General features: G+C 45.4%; 20 protein-coding genes and 1 pseudogene. 3 read left to right on the top strand and 18 right to left on the bottom strand.

The window, feature by feature from the left end:
* Positions 1-52: 52 nt before the first annotated feature.
* The 13 genes and pseudogenes from NQ544_RS12315 to NQ544_RS12250 form a co-directional block, all read right to left on the bottom strand.
* Positions 53-463, bottom strand: a complete 411-nt coding sequence (locus NQ544_RS12315) for a hypothetical protein (RefSeq protein ID WP_006849219.1) — start codon at positions 461-463, stop codon at positions 53-55.
* 4 nt (positions 464-467) lie between these two features.
* Entirely contained in the window at positions 468-1121 is a 654-nt protein-coding gene (locus NQ544_RS12310) for a ParA family protein (protein ID WP_006849220.1), read from the bottom strand.
* Between the two features lie 36 nt (positions 1122-1157).
* Positions 1158-1766: a hypothetical protein gene (locus tag NQ544_RS12305; protein ID WP_006849221.1), complete on the bottom strand. Its 609-nt coding sequence runs from the start codon at positions 1764-1766 to the stop codon at positions 1158-1160.
* Positions 1763-1999 carry a hypothetical protein gene (locus NQ544_RS12300; protein ID WP_006849222.1) on the bottom strand — a complete coding sequence of 79 codons (237 nt, stop codon included), beginning with the start codon at positions 1997-1999 and terminating at the stop codon, positions 1763-1765. Before NQ544_RS12300 ends, NQ544_RS12305 begins: the two co-directional genes overlap by 4 nt.
* A 6-nt stretch (positions 2000-2005) precedes the next feature.
* The gene (locus tag NQ544_RS12295; RefSeq protein ID WP_006849223.1) at positions 2006-3118 is read right to left on the bottom strand and encodes a relaxase/mobilization nuclease domain-containing protein; all 1113 of its coding nucleotides are present in this window, start codon (positions 3116-3118) and stop codon (positions 2006-2008) included.
* Entirely contained in the window at positions 3115-3579 is a 465-nt protein-coding gene (locus NQ544_RS12290) for a hypothetical protein (protein WP_006849224.1), read from the bottom strand. The genes NQ544_RS12295 and NQ544_RS12290 overlap by 4 nt, the downstream gene beginning before the upstream one ends.
* 308 nt (positions 3580-3887) lie before the next feature.
* A complete protein-coding gene (locus NQ544_RS12285) occupies positions 3888-4280 on the bottom strand; it encodes a hypothetical protein (protein WP_006849226.1) in 393 nt (130 codons plus the stop codon).
* Between the two features lie 417 nt (positions 4281-4697).
* Entirely contained in the window at positions 4698-5276 is a 579-nt protein-coding gene (locus NQ544_RS12280; RefSeq protein WP_006849228.1) for a P-loop NTPase family protein, read from the bottom strand.
* Positions 5277-5283: 7 nt separating this feature from the next.
* Entirely contained in the window at positions 5284-6039 is a 756-nt protein-coding gene (locus NQ544_RS12275; RefSeq protein ID WP_153134025.1) for a DUF7833 domain-containing protein, read from the bottom strand.
* Positions 6040-6052: 13 nt separating this feature from the next.
* Positions 6053-6340: a helix-turn-helix transcriptional regulator gene (locus NQ544_RS12270; RefSeq protein ID WP_006849230.1), complete on the bottom strand. Its 288-nt coding sequence runs from the start codon at positions 6338-6340 to the stop codon at positions 6053-6055.
* 229 nt (positions 6341-6569) lie between these two features.
* Positions 6570-7601: pseudogene (locus NQ544_RS14055) on the bottom strand (DUF6043 family protein).
* Positions 7602-8027: 426 nt separating this feature from the next.
* The gene (locus tag NQ544_RS12255) at positions 8028-9239 is read right to left on the bottom strand and encodes a PDDEXK nuclease domain-containing protein (protein ID WP_006849233.1); all 1212 of its coding nucleotides are present in this window, start codon (positions 9237-9239) and stop codon (positions 8028-8030) included.
* Positions 9240-9273: 34 nt separating this feature from the next.
* Complete coding sequence (locus tag NQ544_RS12250) at positions 9274-10773, bottom strand: tyrosine-type recombinase/integrase (protein WP_006849234.1); 1500 nt, start codon at positions 10771-10773, stop codon at positions 9274-9276.
* A gap of 582 nt (positions 10774-11355) precedes the next feature.
* Between NQ544_RS12250 and NQ544_RS12245 the strand changes: the two genes are divergently transcribed.
* Entirely contained in the window at positions 11356-13326 is a 1971-nt protein-coding gene (locus NQ544_RS12245; protein ID WP_006849237.1) for a heavy metal translocating P-type ATPase, read from the top strand.
* Between the two features lie 82 nt (positions 13327-13408).
* Positions 13409-15019 carry an alkaline phosphatase PafA gene (gene pafA / locus NQ544_RS12240; protein WP_006849238.1) on the top strand — a complete coding sequence of 537 codons (1611 nt, stop codon included), beginning with the start codon at positions 13409-13411 and terminating at the stop codon, positions 15017-15019.
* A 110-nt stretch (positions 15020-15129) separates the two neighbouring features.
* On the opposite strand, the gene aat is transcribed toward pafA, so the two are convergent.
* The 4 genes from aat to NQ544_RS12220 form a co-directional block, all read right to left on the bottom strand.
* Positions 15130-15795 carry a leucyl/phenylalanyl-tRNA--protein transferase gene (gene aat, locus NQ544_RS12235; protein ID WP_006849239.1) on the bottom strand — a complete coding sequence of 222 codons (666 nt, stop codon included), beginning with the start codon at positions 15793-15795 and terminating at the stop codon, positions 15130-15132.
* 43 nt (positions 15796-15838) lie between these two features.
* Positions 15839-18073 carry an AAA family ATPase gene (locus NQ544_RS12230; protein WP_422784789.1) on the bottom strand — a complete coding sequence of 745 codons (2235 nt, stop codon included), beginning with the start codon at positions 18071-18073 and terminating at the stop codon, positions 15839-15841.
* A 110-nt stretch (positions 18074-18183) separates the two neighbouring features.
* On the bottom strand, positions 18184-18486 hold the full coding sequence (locus NQ544_RS12225; protein WP_006849241.1) for an ATP-dependent Clp protease adaptor ClpS: 303 nt from the start codon (positions 18484-18486) through the stop codon (positions 18184-18186).
* A gap of 10 nt (positions 18487-18496) precedes the next feature.
* A complete protein-coding gene (locus NQ544_RS12220; RefSeq protein ID WP_006849242.1) occupies positions 18497-19003 on the bottom strand; it encodes a flavin reductase in 507 nt (168 codons plus the stop codon).
* A gap of 381 nt (positions 19004-19384) precedes the next feature.
* On the opposite strand from NQ544_RS12220, the gene NQ544_RS12215 reads away from it, so the two are divergent.
* A complete protein-coding gene (locus NQ544_RS12215; RefSeq protein ID WP_006849244.1) occupies positions 19385-21442 on the top strand; it encodes a TonB-dependent receptor plug domain-containing protein in 2058 nt (685 codons plus the stop codon).
* A gap of 145 nt (positions 21443-21587) precedes the next feature.
* On the opposite strand, the gene NQ544_RS12210 is transcribed toward NQ544_RS12215, so the two are convergent.
* The gene (locus tag NQ544_RS12210) at positions 21588-22571 is read right to left on the bottom strand and encodes a cation diffusion facilitator family transporter (protein WP_006849245.1); all 984 of its coding nucleotides are present in this window, start codon (positions 22569-22571) and stop codon (positions 21588-21590) included.
* Between the last annotated feature and the right edge of the window lie 405 nt (positions 22572-22976).

Here is a 22976-nt window from a genome sequence, read left to right as displayed (position 1 = left end):
AAAATATAACCGATTGGTGATAAGTATTTAGCCTATTACCAATCGGTTTCATCTACAAGAGGTCTTTGATGTCTTTACCTACAAATATGGCAGAACCATGCTTGCGTTCATAGGCATCAATGCCGTGGTTGAGAAAAAGTTCCATTACCTGACGGATGGTAAAGCCTTCACGGCTAGCAATAGCTTTTATCTTCTCTACAATAACATTATCACAGATGAAGGTAAAGTGTTCCGAAGGCTGACCCGACGATTTGTCGGATGAGCCCTTGGAAATTTTCCTCTTTGGAGGAGCTTTACCTGTTGGAGGTGTAGTCTTTAGCTGATTCGTCTCTTCTGCAACAGGTTCTGTAACTGCTACCTGCTGTTTCTGAACCTGCTGAGGAACAGCACCTGTGTTTCTTCTTACAATATCGCTCAGGTTTGGCAACTCTACCAATGCCTGATTGTTGTTTGTGTCCGACATAGGCCTACTTCTTGATATAGTCAATGATAGGTTCGAATGCAAACTTCACGGCATTACGCTGATACGTGGTCAATGGCAGTATGGTACTGTAGCACTTCACAACAACGCTTTGCTTGATGCGAGGTGTCAGCGTTCCATAAGGCCCCAGCAGATTCTTGGCGGACTCACGTGCCTCCTGCACCTCGTTTCTCCGCTCCTCAACTGCTGCAATGCTGTTGGGAATGAAGAACATCCTCGCCTTGCTCACACTCTTGAATACCTCAGCGAATATCTGGGTAGCATCCAGATTGTCGCTGTCATAACGAACAGGAGTCACGGCAACATCTGCACCCTGATAGAACATACCAAGTGCACGGTCATTGATATTGCCAGGGCAATCAACGACGATACAAGCAGGAACCTGCTTTAGCGACTCAATCACAGACTTGACAGTTTCCAAGTCATCAGAATTGAATGGCTGGAGCTGCCAGGGTAGAGCGGCATACGGGTTCTCCGACAACTCGCGCTGACGGTGACGGAAGATTGACTGCTGAATGTCAGCATCAACCACCATAACCGGAATGCCCTGCTCATGAAGGTAGGTAGAGAAAAGCACCGACAGGCAACTTTTTCCGACCCCACCCTTCAGGTTTGAGAATAGAATAATCTTATTATCCATACGGAAATCAATTAAAAGTTAACAAATCAGTATACATCACTTCTTCAACATTCTCTGATTCTTCTTCATGCGCTCTATGACAGCATCCACACCTTCGTCCTCCACTATGTCATGAATCTGTCGATAGGTGGAATTGTAGATGGAATCGTTACGGAAATATACATCCATGATGTTGTGTGTTGCCGCAGCCGTACTCAGTTTCTCAACCTTAACAGAATAAAGGCACAGCACAACGAGAGTTATCGCATAAATGTATATAATCGTCCATGCAACAGGACTCTTGTACCATTTTAGATGAACCCACTCCATGAGCTTGCGATGAATGCTTTGGTTGTTGAACGTCTTAGCCATGTAGTCAACCTTCTCATCAGTACGGATATGGTTCTCGTTGTGATTGTTCAGCAGAAAACCATAATTGCCGACATCAGTCCTTAGTTGCTTCATGGACTCGTCATTGGTTCTAAGAGACCCAGACAAGGTGTCCATCTTCTCCTTCATGGAAGCCATCTTCTCCAATAAATCCTTGTTGTTCTCGCACCACTTGGCATAAGTCACCTCTGGAGAAGCGATGTAAGCCTCATGTGTTATACTCTCTGCAAGAATGAAGAACTCCTGATGCACGGCATACTGAATCCATTCAATCAACTCAGCCTTGGTGCAGGGCAGACTGCACCCTTGGGCAGGAACAGGATCGACTCCATTGTTCGCTTGCTTGCATCCTCGATCTCACGCTTCTCGTCACGCGCATGGATAATCTTGGAGTTACCCTCTAACTTCTCTACACGTTTGAGGATGTCGTCCTCATTTTTCTTGATGGCTGCCACAATCGCGCCAAGATTGTTAACAGTCTGCTGTAGTTGTGTTACGTTGTTTGCCATATAAAATCACCTCCTTCCTTTTCTTTTATACTTGTTCTTGTTCTCTTCTTTATCATCGTCATCATCACGCCATCCACCGGAAGAACTGTTACCGCCACCGCCCGAAGTCTGGGCTATTTCTGTTCCACCCATGGCCAGTTCAAGAGCAGCAGCTGCAATTTTGCGACCAATGCCAAAACCTTCATCAGCAGAACTTGAACCAGAATCAGAGAATTTCTGTGAGAAGTCAAACACATTGTTGATGTCAAATGGTTCATCGGTGTGTACTTTGTCCACAAGGGTTACATCCTCATTCTCCACATATTCGTACTGACGTATATCCGGGAACTCTGGATCAATTCTGTAGCGTTGGTTGTACTCGTCTGTGTACACCTTGTTCTTGGCTTCCTCGTATTTGAAGTATCTGTCGAGAGCAGGGAGAGAGAACTTATCCTTGCCCAGGGCAGAACCTTTGAACTTGTACTCGCCATCTTTGAAACTGATACCAACACGCTCGCCAATCACCTTGTCAAAGCGGAACTCAACAGTGACACCCTCAGAAAGAAGAGCCTCCTTGAAGTCGTCCCAGCTATGGCTTTCCTCCAGGGCCTCGGTGACTTTAGCCATAAGTTCGTACCTATGCTTCTCCTTACCTCGAAGATGATCAAGATTCATCTGCTCGTTTCCGCTTGAAATATAAAGTCCGTACTTCTGACTAAGTTCACGACACACCTTCATGTTCTTCTTGAAGTTATTAGCATTGATAGTCTTCCTATCGTAGTTAACCCTATTGTATAAAAGGTGAGCATGGTCATGGTCTTTGTCCCTATGTCTGACAAGAAGAAACTGAGTTTCAGTAATACCCATTCGTGCCATATAGTCAAGACAGATGGTAGTCATAAGTTCATCAGTCATTTTTGACTTGTCCTGAAGAGCAAAGCCAATGGCAATATGCCCAGAAGGATTCGTGACTCTTGGATTTGCTGCCGCCTGGAAATTGAAACTCTCAGTAATCGTGCGATTACTTTCAAGCAATAATCCATTGCTGGCAAGGATGGTGCTGTTCTTCTCCTTGGGGTTGTTGACATAGTTGACACGTCCGCCAAAGGATGCAATGTTATCCTTGATTTTCGCCATCATGATGTAATCTCCTCTTCGTTAGGTTCAACAATCGGAACGCCCTCCAGTTCCTCACGCTTTATGAAGCGGTGTGGATGGTAGAGCTTTTCCAGTCCTGTTTTAAGAAGACTGACCACTTCCATGACCTGGTCTTCGATGAACTTGGACATACCGTATTTATGCCCCATGGCAACAAATTGGCTCAGGTTATTCAGGGCACCAGCATACTCACGTCCCAGTTGCAGCTCCTCAGGTGAGGCAATAGCGAAAATCTTGCCAAACTGAGTCACGTCTCTCAGGTAGTCACTTTCTTTCTTCTTACGAGATTTTCCAAAACTGGTCTGGATATTCAGATTCTCCATCGGGTTAACTCGGAACTTCTTCACGATGGTGCGAACAGAACCTTCGGACAGTTTCGGTCTTCCTGCAGACCTCTTTACGTATTCTCCCGAATCGGGATCCTTGTTCTTATACTTCGACATGCAATAGTCTTTTTTGTTATATATTAGTAGAAAAAGGTAAGGACAGAAGATTTTCCGTCAGCCTTGGTAGATGGATAGTCTTCATCGTTTTGAGGGGTACGAGTAATGGGTGGTCTTCTGGCCAATGAAAGAGTTTGACTTTATTGAAGGTAATCTCTTCATTGTCTTGGGAGGCATCCATTTGGGGCGTTTATTGTGGCACAATAAACTAAACTCGCCACCCTCAAAACAGTCCCTACCTACTTAGTCACATATACAGCTCGGCAGAGCCGTCGTCAGGCCTTTATTTCTGATGACAGACTGCTCGTTTAGCGACGGAGACGACGCCAAGTTCCTGTTCTTTCATCACAGCCAAAAGCAAAGTTCAAGATGCTGAGGGCTTCATCAGAAGGGGAGAAATCCTCGCCAGATGTAAAATCACTGGCACAAGATTCGTTAGTAGAAGCGATGCGTGCCATGCAAGAATCAATACGCTCTTTCAAACGCTCGTTCTCCATGCGGAGGTCGTGAATTTTCATCAGACGCTCCTGAAGGGTTGCTTCATCAGACGAGATGCTAGAAGGCTCTACGTCCATACGCATTGCTGCAATGACCTGTTTTCCAATCTCGCTACCGACAGCCTTAGCAATGCGTTGGATGTCGCGGTTGGTGAGTCTTACCACTGGCAAATGCTCACCATTTCGGTTTGAAGTAGTATTCATATCAAATACATTTTTAATGTTAATAATAAGCAGACAGAGGACTTTTGTCTGCCATGTTAAGAGGGGAGTGAATAACCAGAACTTAACAAAAGGGAAAAAGAGTGAGACTGACCAGATGAATGTCCATTCAAAGGGCTTGGCGCCTTGTGCCGTTGTCTGTTGTTCAAAAAGGCAGTCTATAACTCTGTTTCTTACCTCCGTTATCAGAAGTGGTTAATGTTTCTTCTGTAAAGCTTGTATTCTTTGTCCACCTTGTTTACTTTGTGTACTTTTTCAATGGATGATCGAATCCCGTTTGTCAAGTCCACATTGTCCACAAAGACTACATTGTCAACAGCATGTACAGAGTCCATATTGTCCTCTTCACTGAATCCCTCTGCAAAATCAGATAGTATATGGCTTTCGCCAAGTTAATGATTAAATTGTTCGATAAGAGTCATTAGTGTAGATAATTTTCTCAACCATCTCATTGAGACGGTCTGCTATACGGTCTTTGTAATGTTCACGGATTTTTTGAGGAGTAAGATTCGTGGTTATAAAGGTAAACAGCTGCTCGTCGTAACGCTTGGTCAGCAAATCAATCACGGGCGTGTAGACGTTACCATAAGCCAATACCTCCATGGGTTCTGTACCCAAATCGTCAATGCCAAGCATATCTGTTTTCGCCAGTTCCAGAAACTTTTGATAGTTATCCTTGCACAACTGGGCAATATATTTGGCATCCACAATTCGTATTCCGTAGCTGCTATGGTCATCGGGATTTAGTATCTCCAAATGATTCAATAGTTGTTGAAAAGCTTTAAGCATAGTACTCTTACCGTTGCCGCACTCTCCACATAGGAGTATTCCGAACTTAGAATCATTGGACGTTAGCCAGTGCGCCATCTGATTCAACTGAGACTTTACTTCGTCGTTGTAGATAAATTCACGATGACGATACTCAACCTCGGCCATACATGCCGCCAACAGATAGTTGTAGGCCATTTCTTCTGTCATATCAAGCCTAAAACGAGCCTTCGTAGTCCGACGACTTAGTAGGTATTGCTTCAACCGCTCTACACTTGTCATGATGTCCTTGCTTGTTACTTCCATTGTAGAATTTGTTGTTTAACGGCTGTTTGACCAGCCAATTTACGAAATGATTCTTGCAGTCATTCTGTTCTCTTTCTGACTGCCCAGTTGCTCTCAGGTACTGAAAGAACATACTGACTTTTTCCTTCACCATCTCTATACTTGCGTCCGTCATGCCTTTTGATAGAAGAAGTCTGAATACCGATTCTATCCACTCTTGATCAGCAAGAAACATTCTTTCCAAATCATCCAATCCCAAAACTGTTTTCATACGTGCGTTTGTTATTGAGCTTTCTTTGTCTTTTTCTTTGTCTTTTAAAGGTGACAACGACTCCGACAACTGACCCGAGAATTGAGACGGCAACTTATCCGACAACTCGCCCGACATCTGACCAAACAACTGTTCATTTGATTCCGTTAAGGTGTAAAGAGGATTGTCGTTAATGCCAGAACCAGGAGTAAAAGTTATGAGCCCCTTTCGTCTCAACCCCTCACGTGCCTTCATCACATTTTGTTTGCTTGTATTGAGATAGACACAGACTATCGCAGTGGGACAACGTATTGGCATTCTCCACATCTGCGTGTTGGCTCTGTTAAGCAAGTAGAAGTATAACGCAGCTTCGCTGGTGGTAGAACCAGAATCTTCTGCCATGCGCCAGAACCTTGCTACCAAATTAAACATGTTCATAAACTCTTCTTTGTTATTTTTTAGCGTTAACATTCTTGGACTTGATAAGTTCATCAACAGCCTTCTTTGAATACAAGCTACGTCGTCCAAGTTTATGAGCAGTGATGTCACCATTTTTCTCCATACGCCAGAGTTTGGTGGTGGAAACATGTAGATGGTCACATACCTGGTCACGTGTGTAATACTCTTCTTCAAGCGATGCCTGTTCTACGGGCTTTTGTCCGTTTAAGATCTCTTGTACAATTTCTGTTATGAAGGCTTTAAGCTCGCCATCCTGTAACATTATAAAATTTCCTGTCATATAGTTCTATGTTTTGATTTCTGCTGCAAAATTAGTGAGATTGCAAAACATAAAACCTCGGCAAAAAATACTACGATTTCTGCCGAGGTGATATTAACAAAAAGAGGAGAATATTTAACACATGTCCTCAAAACATCCGGATAAAAACTAGAAATTCCCTCCGTTTTGCCATCATTCAAAACGAAAGGGGAATAAAAGTAGATTAATGAAAACCGCTACATCTGTAGCACTATTGAATAATGTCAGGTGACATAAGCATTCGGAAACGAACAACTATATCACGCACGTGCTTCTCTGCTTGCTTAACCTGTTTACCCGTTATACTAATGTTATAGTCATTTCTATTTGTCAAGGCGTGATACAATGCCTCTGCATGATCAAAGCCCATCTTTATCACATACTGAGGAAACTTTTCTCTCAAAGCATTATGGTAACTGCGATAGGAATACTTGTCATTGAGCAGTTGGCATTTGTCCAAAGCCGCAAAGATGTACGCAAAGATGGAATCTGTATCATTAAACTGTTTATCTTCTGCTATCATCTAATCCATCTCCATGATTATCTGGTCACGATATTCTGGGCATATCATTTCTTCAAGAAGCAGACAGGTGTCTCTGCGTCCTCTTCTGCCTTTCAAGTCCATAAGTGCAGAGGCTACAATTTTTTTTGTAGGGCCCTTCTCTATATTCTTCCATTGGCCTTTTGTATATCCTGCCTTCTCAAAACTTGCATATACCAGACTTTGTATTGCCTCTATTCCAAGCGTCTTTATAAAGCCAAGATTGCCATCACTCAAAAGATTCTTTGAAATGATTTCAACCGCATTTGAGAAGCCGTTATCAAAAGCCAACCAGTAAAGGGTGCTATTAAAATGTGGATTATTGCTCAGGATTTTCTGCCTGGTTGCCTCATTATTCAAAGACGAGTCCAAAATACTACCCAGTTTGTCATGGAATGACAAGTTTTCCGATGACACTATGTTCTTCGTGTATCCATCGGTATCAGGTACAAAGCATGATATTAGTGCCATCATATCCTTGACACCTCCAAGTGATAATATGTCCATCAGACTATTGAATCCTTTCGTCGCAAAAGTCATGTCACCATCGCAAGCTTTATTCACACTGTCAAGGAACTCCGCATACTTTTGGGGATGGTCATAATGCCAACGTCGTAGAGTCAGAAGGTTCAAGTCCTTCTCAATGGTTGAAAGTTCTTCATTCTCCTCCACCTCCTTTTGCTCCACTATACTCTCCACCATCTCCAACATGCCAAACCTCCGTAATACATCTTTGCGTATCTCTATGCTTTTGAATGCCTGTTCCTGTCCATTATCAAAATACAAATAACAACAAAGGGCATACAAAAAAACATCGTTTTCTGCTATGGCTTCAGTATAAAGCTCATTAATGGTCACATTTTCCTCTTGCAGACACATAAAAACAGTCAAGAGATTTATTAGCGACTCTATGTCAACATCAAATGTCTTGGATATTTTGGTTATGTCAGTTTCGGTAGCAAGTGCATGACACAACTCCTTGAACTCTGCATACTCTTCATGGTTATTTGCTAACCATGTAGATAAAACCTCCTTATCTACTGGAGTTATTTCTGCGTTTCCTTCTTCCATATATAATAATGTGTAGATTTATATAGCTATTTATAGCCAAGAAATAATCTCGACCACTTACTTTTCCAACTGTTTTAACAGGAATTCTTCAAGCGTTTTCTTGTCTGGCAACTGAAGCATGTAGGTTGATACAAAGAGTTGGTTGTCCATGCCGGCGAGAGCGTATTCCACCATCTTCTTGCCTTTTCTTGTACATAGAAGAATGCCAATAGGAGGATTGTCGCCAGGTTGCATCTCGTGCTCCTTATAATGAGAAACGTAGGCATTGAGCTGACCAAGGTTCTGATGTGAGAACTCCTCGTCCTTCAGTTCAATAATTACGCCACAATGCAGGATTCTATTATAGAACACCAAGTCAGGGTAATAATAGTCGTCATCAATGATAATGCGCTTCTGGCGTGACTCAAAACAGAATCCTTTGCCCAGTTCAAGGAGAAAGTCTTGTAGGTGGTCGATAAGAGCATTCTCAATGTCTTTCTCGCCAACCACCTCATTCGCCTTCAAACCAAGGAACTCAAATGTGAATGGCTGGCGTATCTGTAATTCGTTATTGTCATGACCTTGTAAAGAAGGGAGCGAGAGCATCTTCTCAGGGTTACTGCTGATACCTGTACGCACATAGAGATTTGTGCTTATTTGACGGCGCAACTCACGCACAGACCATGTACACTTGATGCACTCCTGTTCGTAGAAGTAACGTGCAAGTGGATCATCAACAGTCATAATCTCGACAATATGCGAAAATGATAGCCTAGAAATAATCATCTGGCCAGTCGTTCTGAATCCGTCCGACACTGTCGGACTATTTTCTATGTGTTCATTTTCGGTCATTTGAGTATCGCACAACCCTGATGCATCTTTGGTCTCCAACAATTTGTCCGACACTGTCGGACTTATTACACCAATGATGTTCTCAACCATTTGAGGATAAAGTCGGTAAAACTTTCTTGAATTCTTGAAAAGGGTTTCTGTCAGTCCTTTCCTGTTCACTCTTTCTTCCAGTCTCTTCAACAATTGAGTTCCGTACTCAGCCCGATCTTTACCATGTTGTTCAAATTCAATAATGTAATAGCCATATAGCCAGTTCCGCATTGTCTGCATACGGTTTATCGCTTTAACTGCAGTGGTTTGGGCTGCATCATGAGTGTCTCGAATAATCTTGGTCAGTTCATCAAAAGAATGGGTATTCTGACTCCAATCCTCGACAGGCAGTTCCATGCCATCGTGGAGGTATGTTGTAGATTCGTTAGCCATGATTGTATAATTCATTAAGTTATGGTGTTATTCGCCACTATGTGTGTCATTACGACAAAGCAGCGACTATTGCTTTCTTCTCTTCCTCGCTCAACCCCATCAGCATTTCAATCAGCTGCTTGTTGTCTGCCTTCTTTGTCTTTACTTTTGGAGGGTTGGAGTTAAGCAAGTAGTGGTTGTACTCCAGCATTTTGGCCAGAGGATAAGCACCAATATAGTTTGAAGTGATGTCACCACCGCCACTATGCCCCATGCTGTCGCTTATGTACTTGTAAGGAACCACACCCGAATTATTAAGGTTGGTTGCAAAACTATGTCTTGCCCATGTTGGTGAAGGCTTTTGCTCCATTCCAAGCATATCAGCGACTTTCTTCATGTGTTCCCGAATGTAGCGGTTGTATCTCTGAATAACCCACACTTCCTGTTCAGGCGTTATCTCATCACTCATTATCGGAAACACTCTTCTACCCAAGCGAGGTTCGTTTCCATACTTGTCAAGAATGGCTTTTAGCTCCGGAGTTATTGGGAAGATTACCTCACTGGCGCTTTCGTTTCTGTCGCGTGTCTTGTGGCGGAGAAATCGCATCTGCTTTCCGTGGGTTGAATAGTACCAATCATCATATGTCAGGCGGAGTGTATCGGCAAGGTTCTGCCCATCGCCAAGATACATGAACAGGAAGAGTCCAAGGTCACGGAAAATAGCTTGCTTCTCTCGTGGCATATACAACTCATGCCCATTTTCATCAACGGCTTCATCCTTCTTCCAAAAGTCATACAGCATACGCATGGTTGCCGTATCAAGAAATTCGTGCTTGCGACTTTGGGACTTGTTGTAGCCAGAATCTTTGAACATTTCCTTTGTGTCGCCCTTTACAAGTCCTCTTGATATGCAGATATTGACGATAGTCCTGAAGCTACGCAAACCGATGGCAATGGTTGTTATGCCAAGGCCGGACTTTTTCATTCGCCTCCCCCATTCCTGCACAAAAGCCTTATCAATATCTGCAAAAGCAACATCGGTACCCATATCCTTGACGAAGCGTCTGTACACGTCCTTGTTGCATCTTGCAGAGCCAGCTTTGCCTTCGTTGAGTTTGCCCTGCATGTACTCTTCCCAAATGGAATAGATGGTTGTATTCTCATCCTTCTTGCCCTGGTATATGTCTTGAAGTTTGCGAAGCGAGAAGGTATTGGTGTCAATCAATTCGTTTATAAGCTGGCGAATCTTCTCCATTTGATTCTTCATCTCGTCACGTTCCGCCATCTGGACACGTCGCCCAGTTTTCTCGTATTCACAAATATCCAACCACTCTTGCAAAGTATAAGCCCTTCCCAGCCTAAGGAAAGCTTTCTGTCCTCCATGACAAACACGCACGGCAACAGGAATAGGCTGACTATAATCGCCAGCCTTACGAATGTCAAGAGTCAAAGACCCATATACACTACCGTTGGAAGACGTGAATTTGACAAGGCACTTGTCTCCCCTCTTGTTGGTTTTCTGCTTCTTTATAGCATCTTTTGTGGTTTGTTCCGCTTTTTGTGACTTCATATTGCCTTAAACCTCCGTATTTATTGAAGGTCTCGGTGACCTTTTGGTGACCTTCAGGTGACCTTCTGAAATGAAAACTGATGCAAAGTTAGGCAATTTTCTGAAATCTACAAAATAAAACAGGCGTTGAATATCAGTGTTTTATGATTATTTATAATTTCGTGAAATATATTGCAAACAGACTCATAATCTGGAGGTCCTAGGTTCAAGCCCTAGCTGGTCCACGCTTCTATTACAGCGACTTACGAGCAATCGTAGGCCGCTGTTTTTCTTTTTTCACAAAACGTATCCGACAGAAAAAAAGAGGGCAACTGGAGCTTTTGCAACCAAGTTGCAGAAACCTTTTCGTAATTTTGCAACCGAAATAGAAAAAGGAACTGAATGTTCCGAGTTATATAGAACTAAAAGTATTGCAAAATTATGGAAGAAATGAAACATTCTCACGAACATCATCATGAATGCCATTGTGAAAAATCTCACGAACATCATCATGAGCACAATCATGATTGCTCATGCGGCACAGAAGAACATGAGCACCAGGGGTGCGGTTGCCACCACCATCATCACCATGAAGAAGGCGGTTTGAAATCCAAACTCTTTCTGATAGGAGCAACCATCATCCTCCTGATTATCGCTGTTTTCATCGAAAAGGAATACAGTCTGGCTACCTGGCAGTTGCTCCTCGTCTATCTCATTCCTTATTTATTAATAGGACACGAGACGCTAGGCGAAGCTGCAGAAGGTATTGCCAAGGGCGATATGTTTAACGAAAACTTTCTGATGGCTATTGCAACCATCGGAGCACTTTGCATCGGATTCTTCCCAGGATCAGATACAGAATTCCCGGAGGCAGTCTTTGTGATGCTCTTCTATCAGGTGGGCGAACTCTTCGAAGGATATGCAGAAGGAAAGAGCCGCGACAGCATCTCGCATCTGATGAATATCCGACCGGATGTAGCGAATGTTGAAAGAAACGGAAAAGTAGAGTCGGTTTCGCCGGAAGACGTCAAGATAGGAGAAACTATCGTAATCCGTCCGGGAGAGAAAGTTCCATTGGATGGTATTGTTGTTGAGGGAAGCTCAGCCTTGAATACCGTTGCACTGACAGGTGAGAGTATGCCACGGGATTTGAATGAAGGCGATACTATCATGTCCGGTTGCATCAACCTTTCAGGAGTAGTTCGTGTACGCACCACCAAGAGTTTTGGCGAGAGTACCGTATCCAAGATTATTTCTCTGGTAGAGAGTGCAGACAAGAACAAGTCGAAGAGCGAGGCTTTCATCACCCGTTTCGCCCGAGTCTATACTCCTATCGTTGTTTTCGCAGCCATTGCCCTGGCGGTTATTCCTCCATTCCTGGCAGCTACGGGAATCGTAGGTGAAGGAACCTTTGGCGAGAACTTCCCATTATGGCTCAACCGCGCCTTGATATTCCTGGTAGTTTCCTGTCCTTGCGCCCTGGTCATCAGCGTGCCCCTCACCTTCTTTGGCGGCATCGGCGGAGCATCCCGGAATGGTATTCTCATCAAGGGCAGCAACTATATGGATGCTTTAGCCAAGGTGGGAACCGTTGTGTTCGACAAGACGGGTACCTTGACCCACGGAGAGTTTGCCGTAGCAGCTGTTCATGCAGACACTTCCTGCCCAGACCATTCATCCCATGATGCAGATAATGTGCATATTGGCGAATATTCTGACAAGGAGAAAATCCTGCTTCATCTGGCAGCTCATGCCGAGCATTTCACCACTCATCCTATCGGCGCAGCCCTGCGTACTGCCTTCCCGCAAGAAGCAACAGATGGCTGCGAGGTGACCAATGTAGAGGAAATTGCCGGACAGGGTATCCGTGCCAAAGTGAACGGCAAGGTGGTTTGCGTGGGCAACAAGAAGATGATGGAAAGCATCGGCGCCCAATGGCACGACTGCAATCAGGTGGGAACCATCATCCACGTCGCCATTGATGGCAAGTATGCGGGACATATTGTGATCAACGACACCCATAAGGGAGGAAGCGCCCATGCCATCAGAGAGCTGAAAGAACTGGGAGTAGAGAAAACGGTAATGCTGACGGGTGACCGCAGAGAAGTGGGAGAAGATGTTGCCCACAAACTGGGACTGGACGAGTGCCGCGCAGAACTGCTGCCAACCGATAAGGTTTCGCATGTAGAACAACTGCTGAAGACAAAACCAGCAGGCAAGACGCTCGCTTATGTAGGCGATGGCATCAACGATGCCCCTGTATTGAAGCGTGCCGATGTGGGCATTGCCATGGGTGGACTGGGTAGCGATGCTGCCATCGAAGCTGCCGATGTAGTACTGATGGATGATGACCCTAGAAAGATTGACCTTGCCGTAAAGATAGCCAGAAGAACCATTCATATCGCTCACGAGAACGTGATATTTGCCATCGGAGTGAAGGTTGCCGTACTGATTCTCGCCACCATTGGTCTCGGCACCATGTGGATGGCAGTCTTTGCCGATGTAGGTGTTACGGTACTGGCTGTATTGAACGCCATGAGAAGTTTGGGTAAAAATCGTCTTTTTTATCGTTAAATACCAAAATAAGTTGTATCTTTGCAACCGAATTTTAATATACAATACTGAATGGTTATGTATAAAAAAAGACATTTTGACTATGAATAAGATTATCAAACTCATCTTCGTGCTCTGCTGCTTCTGCGGCATTGCACAGGCTCAGCCTCAACGTCCTAAGCTCGTTGTAGGCATCGTTATCGACCAGATGCGATGGGATTATCTCTATCGCTACTACGCCCGCTACGGCGAAGGCGGATTCAAGAGAATGCTCGGAGAAGGATTCAGCGTAGAAAACTGCAAGATTCCTTACATTCCTTCGGTTACAGCCATCGGCCACTCTTCTATCTGGACCGGTTCCGTTCCTTCCATCCACGGAATTGCAGGAAATAACTTCGTGAAAGATGGAAAGGTAGTGAATTGTACTGCCGACGATACCGTCAACCCTGTAGGTTCCGACAGCAAGGCTGGCAAGATGTCGCCTTGCAATCTGTGGGTAACCACCATCGGCGATGAACTCCGTCTGGCTACCAACAACCGCTCTAAGGTGATTGGTGTAGCCTTGAAAGACAGAGCATCCATCCTCCCTGCGGGCCATCACGCCAATGGCGCTTTCTGGTTTGATGACAAGTCGGGCAAGTTCATCACCAGTACTTTCTATATGGATAAGTTGCCAGAGTGGGTGAACAAGTTCAACAAGCAGAAACTCCCAAACAAGTATCTTTCCAAGAAATGGGAGACGCTCTACCCTATCGATTCCTACAAGGAAAGCACCAGCGATGACAACAACTACGAGAATGGAATTGTTGAAGGCGAAAAGGCAGTATTGCCACTCGACCTGCCTACCTTATATAAAAAGCATGGTTACAAGATTCTCCGCAGTACCCCATTCGGCTGCAACCTGACTTTCGATATTGCCAAGGCTGCCATTGAGGGAGAAAATCTGGGTAGAAACACAGATACTGATTTGCTGACCATCAGCTGCTCCAGCACCGACTACATCGGACATCAGGTGGGCGTGAACGCCATCGAAACAGAGGATTGCTATCTCAGATTAGATAAGGCATTGGCAGATTTCTTCGCTTATCTCGACCAGACCATAGGCAAGGGAAATTATCTCACCTTCCTCACCGCCGACCATGGAGGCGTAAACAACGCAACCTTCCTGCAGGATCAACGAATCCCTGCCGGCATCTGGAACAAGAAGGGACTGGTAGATGAATTGAACAAGAGTCTGAAGACAAAGTTCAACACCGACAAGGACCTCGTGAAGACCATCATGAACTATCAGGTATTCTTCAATACAGACATCATCGAGGAACTCGGTCTGGATTACACAGCCATCAAGCAGGTGGTAGTAGACAGACTGAAGAAAGACAAGGACGTGCACTATGCCTTCGACATGGAGAAGACCTCTATCGAGAGCATCCCTGAAGAGCTGAAGTTCCGCGCTATTAACGGTTATAACCGCGAGCGCAGCGGAGGTGTTCAGATTGTACTGAAACCAGGTCACTACGATTATTACAGCAGCAAGGGAACTACCCACGGAGTATGGAATCCATACGATATCCATATTCCTTGCCTGTTTATGGGTTGGGGCATCCAGCACGGCGAGAGTGCCCAGCCTCACTATATGACAGATATTGCCGCTACCGTTTGTGCGATGCTGCATATTCAGGCACCTAATGGCTGCATCGGCACACCGATATTCTAATAAAAAGCAAAAAGCCAGATAATAACAAAGGCTAGGTTCACGATTCTGGGAACCTAGCCTTTATTTTTTATTCAAAAGAAGATGTTCTTCTATTCCGAGAAGAACATCTCTTATTCTTCGTTCATAATCTTCATATATTCCTCGTAAGAAATATATCTGCCACCCATCGATTTGAGATGAGGAGTCTCCAACTGACAATCTATCATCTTGCCACCATGCTCCTGCAAGTATCTGGCAAGGAAGATGAGGGCAATCTTAGAAGCTGAAGGAACCCTGGAGAACATGCTTTCTCCGATAAAAACCTTGCCGATGGTGACACCATAAAGTCCCCCCACCAGTTCATCGGTTTCATTATCCCATACCTCTACGCTCGCCGCAAAGCCCTGCTTATGGAGGGCAGTAAATGCCTGGATGATGTTCTCGCCCAGCCATGCGCCATCTTCCCAATACCGTCCGTTGTTCTTGCTGCATCCCCGTATCACGCCATCGAAATCTTCGTTGATTCCTACGCTGTATCGGTTCTTCCTCATCAGGGTACGCATGGAATGACTGATGTGGATTTCATCTGGGAAGATGACGAAACGCTTCATCGGACAGAACCAGAGTATTTCAGGCTGGTCACGGAAACTATACCAGGGAAAAATGCCATTGCTATAAGCCAGCAACAGGCGGTCGATACTCAAATCGCCACCAATCGCAAAGCATCCATCCTCATCGCCATAATGCGGATCGGGAAAGTAAATCTCGTCCGCAGTATCATCTATCTGTAATATCATACGCTTATCTTTTATCAAGAATATTCTTGACTAGACTTTCATTCTAATAATTAACCACCAGTTCCTTTCCGTCAAAATCGACATGCGCCTTGCCACCCTTCTTGAGTTTGCCGAAGAGCAGCGCCTTCATCAGGATCGGTTTCAGGCGGTTACCGATGGCACGGTCCATCTCGCGGGCACCATATTCCTTGGTAAAGCCCCATTTCAGCAACTGTTCGCGCGCAGCATCGGTTAACGTTACGGTAACTCCCTTTGCTGCCAGTTTCGCATCGAGTTGACGAAGTTTCTTGGCAAGAATCAACTCAGCCATGTGCTTATCCATATCGTTGAACACCACCATGTCGGAAAGTCGGTTGATAAACTCAGGCTTGAAAGTCTTCTTCACCTGTGCCAGCATCGCTTCGCCACGACTTACGTTTCCATTGAAACCTACGCTAGCCCGTGAAGCATATTGCGCTCCGGCATTTGAGGTCATGATGAGAATCACGTTACGGAAATCAGCCTTCTGGCCCTTGTTATCAGTCAGACGGGCATAGTCCATTACCTGGAGCAGGATGTTGTAGATATCGCTATGCGCCTTCTCTATCTCATCGAGCAGGAGTACACAGTTTGGCGTCTTGCGGATGGCATCGGTCAGAAGTCCTCCATCCTCATAACCCACGTATCCGGCTGGCGAACCGATGAGTTTTGCCACGGTATGCTTCTCGGTATATTCACTCATATCGAAGCGTACCAGTTCGATGCCGAGTTCCTTGGCCAACTGTCGTGCCACCTCGGTTTTTCCTACTCCGGTAGGTCCCACGAAGAGGAGCGAAGCCAATGGTTTGTCATCATCTGTCAATCCCGCCTTTGCCATCATCACAGCCTCAACCACCTTGTCTACAGCCTTGTCCTGACCGTAAATCTTGTCGAGAATGCGCTGGCGGAGCGTAGCCAAAGCATCGTTATTCTCATCTTTCATCGCAGCCGCATCAATCTTGCAGACTTTAATCAGAATCTGCTGGATGATAGACTTGGTAACATAAGAGCGCTGGCGAGATTCTACCGGATGCACCTCCAGATAAGCACCCGCCTCATCCATCAGGTCGATGGCCTTGTCTGGCAGACAGCGGTTGCTGATATATTTGGCGCTGGCACGGACGGCATATTCCAGGGCGTCCTTGCGATAGGTTACATTGTGGAACTTGTTGTATTTATACTGCAAGCCCTCCAATATCTTGATAGCCTCCTCCTCGGTAGGTTCCTTGATATCAATCTGCTGGAACCGGCGCACGATGCCCTTGCTCTGGGCCATGTAACGGTTATATTCCTCGTAGGTGGTAGAGCCGATGAAACGGATATCGCCTGCCTCCAGATATTGCTTCAGCATATTGGATGCATCAGGTCCGCCATCTGAGCCACGACCGGCACCTATCATATTATGAATCTCATCGATGTAGATAATGGTATTGCCTTCCTTCACGGCTCCCTCCATCACCATCTTGATGCGTTTCTCAAAGTCGCCGCGATATTGGGCACCGGCAAGCATCTGTCCCATGTCCATGCCATAGATGCGAGCCCCCTTGAGGCGTTCAGGAACCTGGTTTTCGTTGATGAGTTTGGCAAGACCATAGACCAGAGCTGTCTTGCCGACTCCGGCTTCTCCGATGTGGAGCGGATTGTTCTTCTCGGCACGGCAGAGCACCTGGATGGTTCTGTCCAGTTCCTGTTCTCTTCCGATGAGCGGATTGTGCTCTTCTACCTTGTCAGAAATACAGGTAACCAGCTGATGCCAATCCTGTACAACCTGTCTTCTGCCTTCTTCCTCGTCGTCATCATACTCGTTGGCATAATCGTCATCATCAAAGTCTGCTCCCATGCCCATGCCAGCCTCTCCAGTATCTTCTCCAATAGGATAATAACTGTCAACGCTCGCCAGGAACTCGCCCTGCCGGTCGCCCACATTCTTGCACAGCAGGAAGGCGGCTTCTGAATTCTGCAAGCCAAACATCGCCTGCACAAAATGGGGTACATTCACCAGCTGTCTGTCGGCAGCAGCAGCCAGGGCGCACGCCGTTCCAAACATGGTTTTGAAGAGCGATGACGGCTCTGGCAGATACTTGATGGTTTCAGGCACACGCTCCTGCTTGGCGAGCCATCCCACCAAGTCTTCGTGCATCTTGAAGCTGTCTACGCCTTCTTCCTGCAGCGCCTGACAGAATGCATACTGCCTGAGCAACGCCAGCAGCATGTGCTCGGGCATCACGAACTCGTGGTCGAAGAACCGAGCTTGCTTCATGGCATCGTCCATCAGAACACTCATATATCTGGTCAATCCCATACTGTCCATTCTATTTTTTCCTTTCTTTTTCTTAGCATATATTGGGGATATTTCCCCGAAATCAACGCCTATTCCGGCATATAAGTGAGTTTAAGCGGAAACTTCTGCGTACGGGCTTTCTCCATCGCTTTCTCCACTTTACTCTTGGCGATGTCGTAGCTGTAGGTGCCCACCACGGCTTTCTCTTCGTGATGAACCTTGAGCATGATTGCTTCAGCCTCAGCCTGCGACTTGAAGAAGATGGATTCGAGGATTTCTACCACGAAGTCCATCGGTGTGAAGTCGTCGTTGAACATCATTACCACGTAACGCCCCGGCTCCTTGAGCCTGGTTTTCTGGCGTTCACGAATTGCTGTTTGTTCTTGAGCCATATTTTAATTCTTACTTTTTATAAGCATTGGTAATCTCCACAACATAAACATCGTGGAATCCACCCTTGGCACCATACCACTGGAGCAGGTCCTTGTCGAGGAACTTCTCGGCGGTCATACTGTCCTTGTAAAGTTTGCGACATTCCAGGGTGAGTCGTGACTGCTCGAAGGCGATGCTGCCGTTATCAGTTTCTACAGGAATCAGTCCTGTTTCCTTCACCTTATCCAAATCGCGTCCGCTCTTAGAGCCGCAGAAGTTATAAATCTTCCGAGCCTCCTCGCTGTTGCCGAGGAAAGAGAGAGTCATGAATTCATTCTCCTCGATGATGCCGTGGGTGAAACGCTCCGGACGGATAAAGACCACAGCCACCGGCTTGTTCCAAAGCCATCCCAAACAGCCCCAAGAGGCGGTCATCATATTGAAATGATCCTTGTTGCCGGCACATACCAGCATCCACTCCTTACCAATAGTCTCGAAGACGTTGTCATTCAATTCTTTTACGTTGATCTTTTCCATCTTATCTGTTCCTTTCTTTTTAATTTCTAATTACCATAAAATTGCGACAGCAATATTCTGATTGCAGAATGCTGCCCATATCAACTGCAAAGATACAAGAATAATCTGAAAAAGCGAATGTTTCTTTAAGAAAATCGCATCACCCTATTGAGGATTATGCCTAATTAATACTTTTTTATGCCACGAGAAGGCTGAATTGAATACGATTTGTGAGGTAGGAAACCGACCTTGATTTACATTAACTTTGCATCGGCAGTTGAAAAAAAAAATCACATTTTATTTTGTCAGTTGCCTAAAAGGCAGTACCTTTGCACCCCGAATGCCGAAAGCCGGGAAGGCAAAAGGCTTCGAATTATTAATCATTTATAAACATTTTATTTAATGTACAAAACAATTTTCAACAAGCGCAACAGCTTGAAGTTCAACCGATTCTCTAACAAGAACTACTCACTCTTCGCAGTTTTGGGAAGAGAGGTACTTGTTGGTGCACTCAGCGTTGCTACCCTGAGCCATGCTAAGGCAGCAGGCGTAAGCACAGAGGGAGCCAAGGTTGATTCTACCCTCTACAAGGGCGGAAAGGCTTACGAGCTAGATGCGGTGAACGTTAACGGATCTCGTGCGCCGATGACTGTAGAGCAGTCACCTAAGATTGTGTCTGTCATTACCCGCGACGATATTCATCGTGCGGCTGCGCAGACTATCAACGATGTATTGAAATTAGCTACCGGCGTGGATGTCCGTCAGCGTGGTGGCTTTGGTGTTCAGACGGATATCTCCATCAATGGTGGAACCTTTGACCAGATTACCATTCTCTTGAATGGCGTCAACATTTCCAATCCTCAGACTGGTCACAATGCTTCTGATTTTCCTGTAGCTCTTGCTGACATCGACCACATCGAAGTGCTCGAGGGGGCTGCATCGCGCTTATTCGGAACTTCAGCCTTCAATGGTGCCATCAATATCGTGACCAAGAAGGCAAAGAATGATGGAGTATCTGCAAGTGTAGAAGGCGGAAGCTTTGGAAGCTTCGAAGCACAGGGACACATTCAAACAGCTTTTGAAACGGGCAAGTGGACTCAGGCTTATTCCGTAAGCGGAGGCTACAAGCGCTCGGATGGCGGCACGGAGAACAGCGACTTCGAGAAGGGACAGGGCTACGGCAATCTCTCGTTCTCTTACGACCAGCGTTTCGACATCATCGCCCAGTTGGGTATTGCTAGTCAGAGCTATGGTGCCAATACTTTCTACAGCGCCAAATATAACAACCAATATGAGAAGACAGAGCACGGTCTGGCTTCGCTCAACCTGAGTCTGCACAACCAGGAGAAGACCTGGGAGATTGCGCCTCAATTCTATTATAACAAATTCAAGGATCACTATCAGCTGATTCGTGGAAAGGCTGGAGCTGCAGCAGGCGAGAACTATCACGACCTCGATGTTTATGGTGGTGGACTGAATGCTAACGTGGCTTGGGCTTTGGGTAAGACCGCAGTGGGTTTCGATATCAGCAAGGAGTGCATCTACTCTACTGCATTGGGCGAGGAACTCGCAGAGAAAGACTATAAGGACATCTCGGGTTCTGACCGTCAATATACCCGAAAGGGCGAGCGCACCAATACCAACATCATGCTGGAGCACAACTTCATCTTCGGCGGCTTCACCTTGTCGGCAGGTATCTTGGCTAACAAGAATACCGGTTTGGACAACGACTTCCGTTTCTATCCTGGTGTGGATATGAGTTATCGTCCTAACGACAACTGGAAGTTCTACGCTTCCTGGAACAAGGCATTGAGAATGCCTACCTACACCGACTTATACATAAATAATGTGGTGCAGCAGGGCGACATCAACCTGAACCCGGAAAAGAACTCAACCTTCAAGGTGGGAACTCAATATCGCCAGACTGGTTTTGCAGCAACCGTTAGCGGATTCTACGCACACGGCACCAACATGATTGACTGGGTTCAGACATCCGTGACCGAGCAGAATGACAGCAAGTATCATGTGATGAACATCGGAAAGCTCAACAACATGGGCTACAACGTAGATGCTACTATCTACATGAGAGAATTGGTACCAAACAGTTTCATCACCCGCATCAAGTTGGGTTATGCTTACATCTATCAGGATCATAAGACCGAGACAAACATTCTGAAATCACTCTATGCATTGGAGTATCTCAAGCACAAGGCTGTATTCGGTCTGGATCATCAGATCTGGAACAAGCTTTCAGCTTCCTGGAGCGTAAGATGGCAGCAGAGGATGAATGGCTATCATCCATATACCAAGGTAGATTGCAAACTGATGTGGGACGAGAAGAAATACAATATCTTCGTGAAAGCCGACAACATCACTTGCCACCGCTACTATGACCTCACAGCTGTTAAGCAGCCAGGTTTGTGGATTATGGCAGGAGCCAGCGTAAATCTCGGCCGATAATATAATCAGATAATAATCATCCCAAAAGATGATAAATATCCGAAACACGATTCGGATATCAAATAAAAGAACGAGCCTTGATGGAAGATTCATCCTACCGTCAAGGCTCGTTTCCTTTTATTCCGGCTATTTCCTTTTATTTCAGTTATTCCGGTTTCTGATATTTTCCGTTCACTTTAATCGGTTCGAGATGGATTCCCACATGGGTATCTGTGCCGAAGTGCTGCTTCAGTTTTGTTTCTATATGAGTAGCATGCTCATGCGCCTCATAAAGCGAAAGAGAACCCGGCATGCGGACATGCATTTCTATCGCAATCTTGTTTCCGATGCGACGGGTACGCAGGTTATGAATCTCTCCCACTCCCTCTTCTTCATTTGCAATCTTCAGGATTTCATCTTCCTCAGTTTCTGGAAGACTGGCATCCGTCAGTTCTTTCACAGACTGCATCACCAGTCCCCAGGCAGCCTTGATGATGAAGGCACTCACGATGATGGCTGCCAGCGGATCGAGCACCGCCCACTTTTCTCCCAGGATGATGGCGCCACCAATACCGAACATCGTTCCGAGACTCGATAAAGCATCGCTGCGATGATGCCAGGCATTCGCCACTACAGCCTCGGAATGATATTTCTTTCCGGCTTTAACCGTAAACTGATAAGCCCACTCCTTCATCACGATACTTACGATGGCAGCAATCAAGGCTACAATGCCCGGCTGCTGGAGTGTCTCGCCGCAGATGGCACGATAGGTCTTGGTAACGCCAGAATAACAGATCATCACACCCACCACGAAGAGCGAAATACCGATGATCGCTGTGGCAAGCGTCTCGTATTTGCCATGCCCATAATCATGGTCCTTATCCTTCGGCTTATTGCTCAGTTTTACGAATACCAGTACCACCACATCGGTGGCAAAATCGGTAAGCGAGTGAATGGCATCCGCTATCATGGCTGCCGAATGTCCGAGAAGACCTGCAGCAAACTTCAGCACGAGCAGCACCACATTGATGATGCTTCCCGCTATCGTCACCTTATATACTTCCTTTACTCTATCCGCATCAGCGGAATGATTCTTTTTCGTTTCAGTGGGCATCTCTTGCTCGTTATTTATTCTCTCATTCTTGTCCATACTATAAAATATAACAGAAGTCCTTTGCTTCCTTAATAATGTTTTTGTATAACCAAATTCCTGTCTTTCATTAATTGAGCGGCAAAAGTACATCTTTTTTCTGAAATCGGATAAAAAGAGAGATTAAAAAAGTATAACGAATAGGGAATAATGTGATAGCGAAGAGAGAAAAGCATGGAATTCGACAAATCACCGAACTTAAAATATCAAGCCGTAACCGTTAATTCTGCGAAAGAAAACTGCGGAAATCCGCAAAAATCTTTTCTGTTATGATTGTAAATATAGAGACTAATATCTACCTTTGCTACGTATAGACGATAGTTTTATGATTCTGTATTTACCATTATAAGTTAACGAACTTAAAATATCAAGCCGTAACCGTTAATTCTGCAAAAGAAAACTGCG

The sequence above is a fragment of the Segatella copri DSM 18205 genome (assembly GCF_025151535.1).
Classification (GTDB): domain Bacteria; phylum Bacteroidota; class Bacteroidia; order Bacteroidales; family Bacteroidaceae; genus Prevotella; species Prevotella copri.
The sequence above is the reverse complement of the archived record's forward strand: the minus strand, read 5'-3'. Positions and strand labels throughout refer to the sequence as shown.

Bases quoted from the DNA above. Each gene is read 5' to 3' on its own strand.
- NQ544_RS12315 (WP_006849219.1), bottom strand. From the start codon at position 463: ATGTCGGACACAAACAACAATCAGGCATTGGTAGAGTTGCCAAACCTG.
- NQ544_RS12310 (WP_006849220.1), bottom strand. From the start codon at position 1,121: ATGGATAATAAGATTATTCTATTCTCAAACCTGAAGGGTGGGGTCGGA.
- NQ544_RS12300 (WP_006849222.1), bottom strand. From the start codon at position 1,999: ATGGCAAACAACGTAACACAACTACAGCAGACTGTTAACAATCTTGGC.
- NQ544_RS12295 (WP_006849223.1), bottom strand. From the start codon at position 3,118: ATGATGGCGAAAATCAAGGATAACATTGCATCCTTTGGCGGACGTGTC.
- NQ544_RS12290 (WP_006849224.1), bottom strand. From the start codon at position 3,579: ATGTCGAAGTATAAGAACAAGGATCCCGATTCGGGAGAATACGTAAAG.
- NQ544_RS12285 (WP_006849226.1), bottom strand. From the start codon at position 4,280: ATGAATACTACTTCAAACCGAAATGGTGAGCATTTGCCAGTGGTAAGA.
- NQ544_RS12280 (WP_006849228.1), bottom strand. From the start codon at position 5,276: ATGACAGAAGAAATGGCCTACAACTATCTGTTGGCGGCATGTATGGCC.
- NQ544_RS12275 (WP_153134025.1), bottom strand. From the start codon at position 6,039: ATGAACATGTTTAATTTGGTAGCAAGGTTCTGGCGCATGGCAGAAGAT.
- NQ544_RS12270 (WP_006849230.1), bottom strand. From the start codon at position 6,340: ATGACAGGAAATTTTATAATGTTACAGGATGGCGAGCTTAAAGCCTTC.
- NQ544_RS12255 (WP_006849233.1), bottom strand. From the start codon at position 9,239: ATGAATTATACAATCATGGCTAACGAATCTACAACATACCTCCACGAT.
- NQ544_RS12250 (WP_006849234.1), bottom strand. From the start codon at position 10,773: ATGAAGTCACAAAAAGCGGAACAAACCACAAAAGATGCTATAAAGAAG.
- pafA (WP_006849238.1), top strand. From the start codon at position 13,409: ATGAATAAGATTATCAAACTCATCTTCGTGCTCTGCTGCTTCTGCGGC.
- aat (WP_006849239.1), bottom strand. From the start codon at position 15,795: ATGATATTACAGATAGATGATACTGCGGACGAGATTTACTTTCCCGAT.
- NQ544_RS12230 (WP_422784789.1), bottom strand. From the start codon at position 18,073: ATGAAGCAAGCTCGGTTCTTCGACCACGAGTTCGTGATGCCCGAGCAC.
- NQ544_RS12225 (WP_006849241.1), bottom strand. From the start codon at position 18,486: ATGGCTCAAGAACAAACAGCAATTCGTGAACGCCAGAAAACCAGGCTC.
- NQ544_RS12220 (WP_006849242.1), bottom strand. From the start codon at position 19,003: ATGGAAAAGATCAACGTAAAAGAATTGAATGACAACGTCTTCGAGACT.
- NQ544_RS12215 (WP_006849244.1), top strand. From the start codon at position 19,385: ATGTACAAAACAATTTTCAACAAGCGCAACAGCTTGAAGTTCAACCGA.
- NQ544_RS12210 (WP_006849245.1), bottom strand. From the start codon at position 22,571: ATGGACAAGAATGAGAGAATAAATAACGAGCAAGAGATGCCCACTGAA.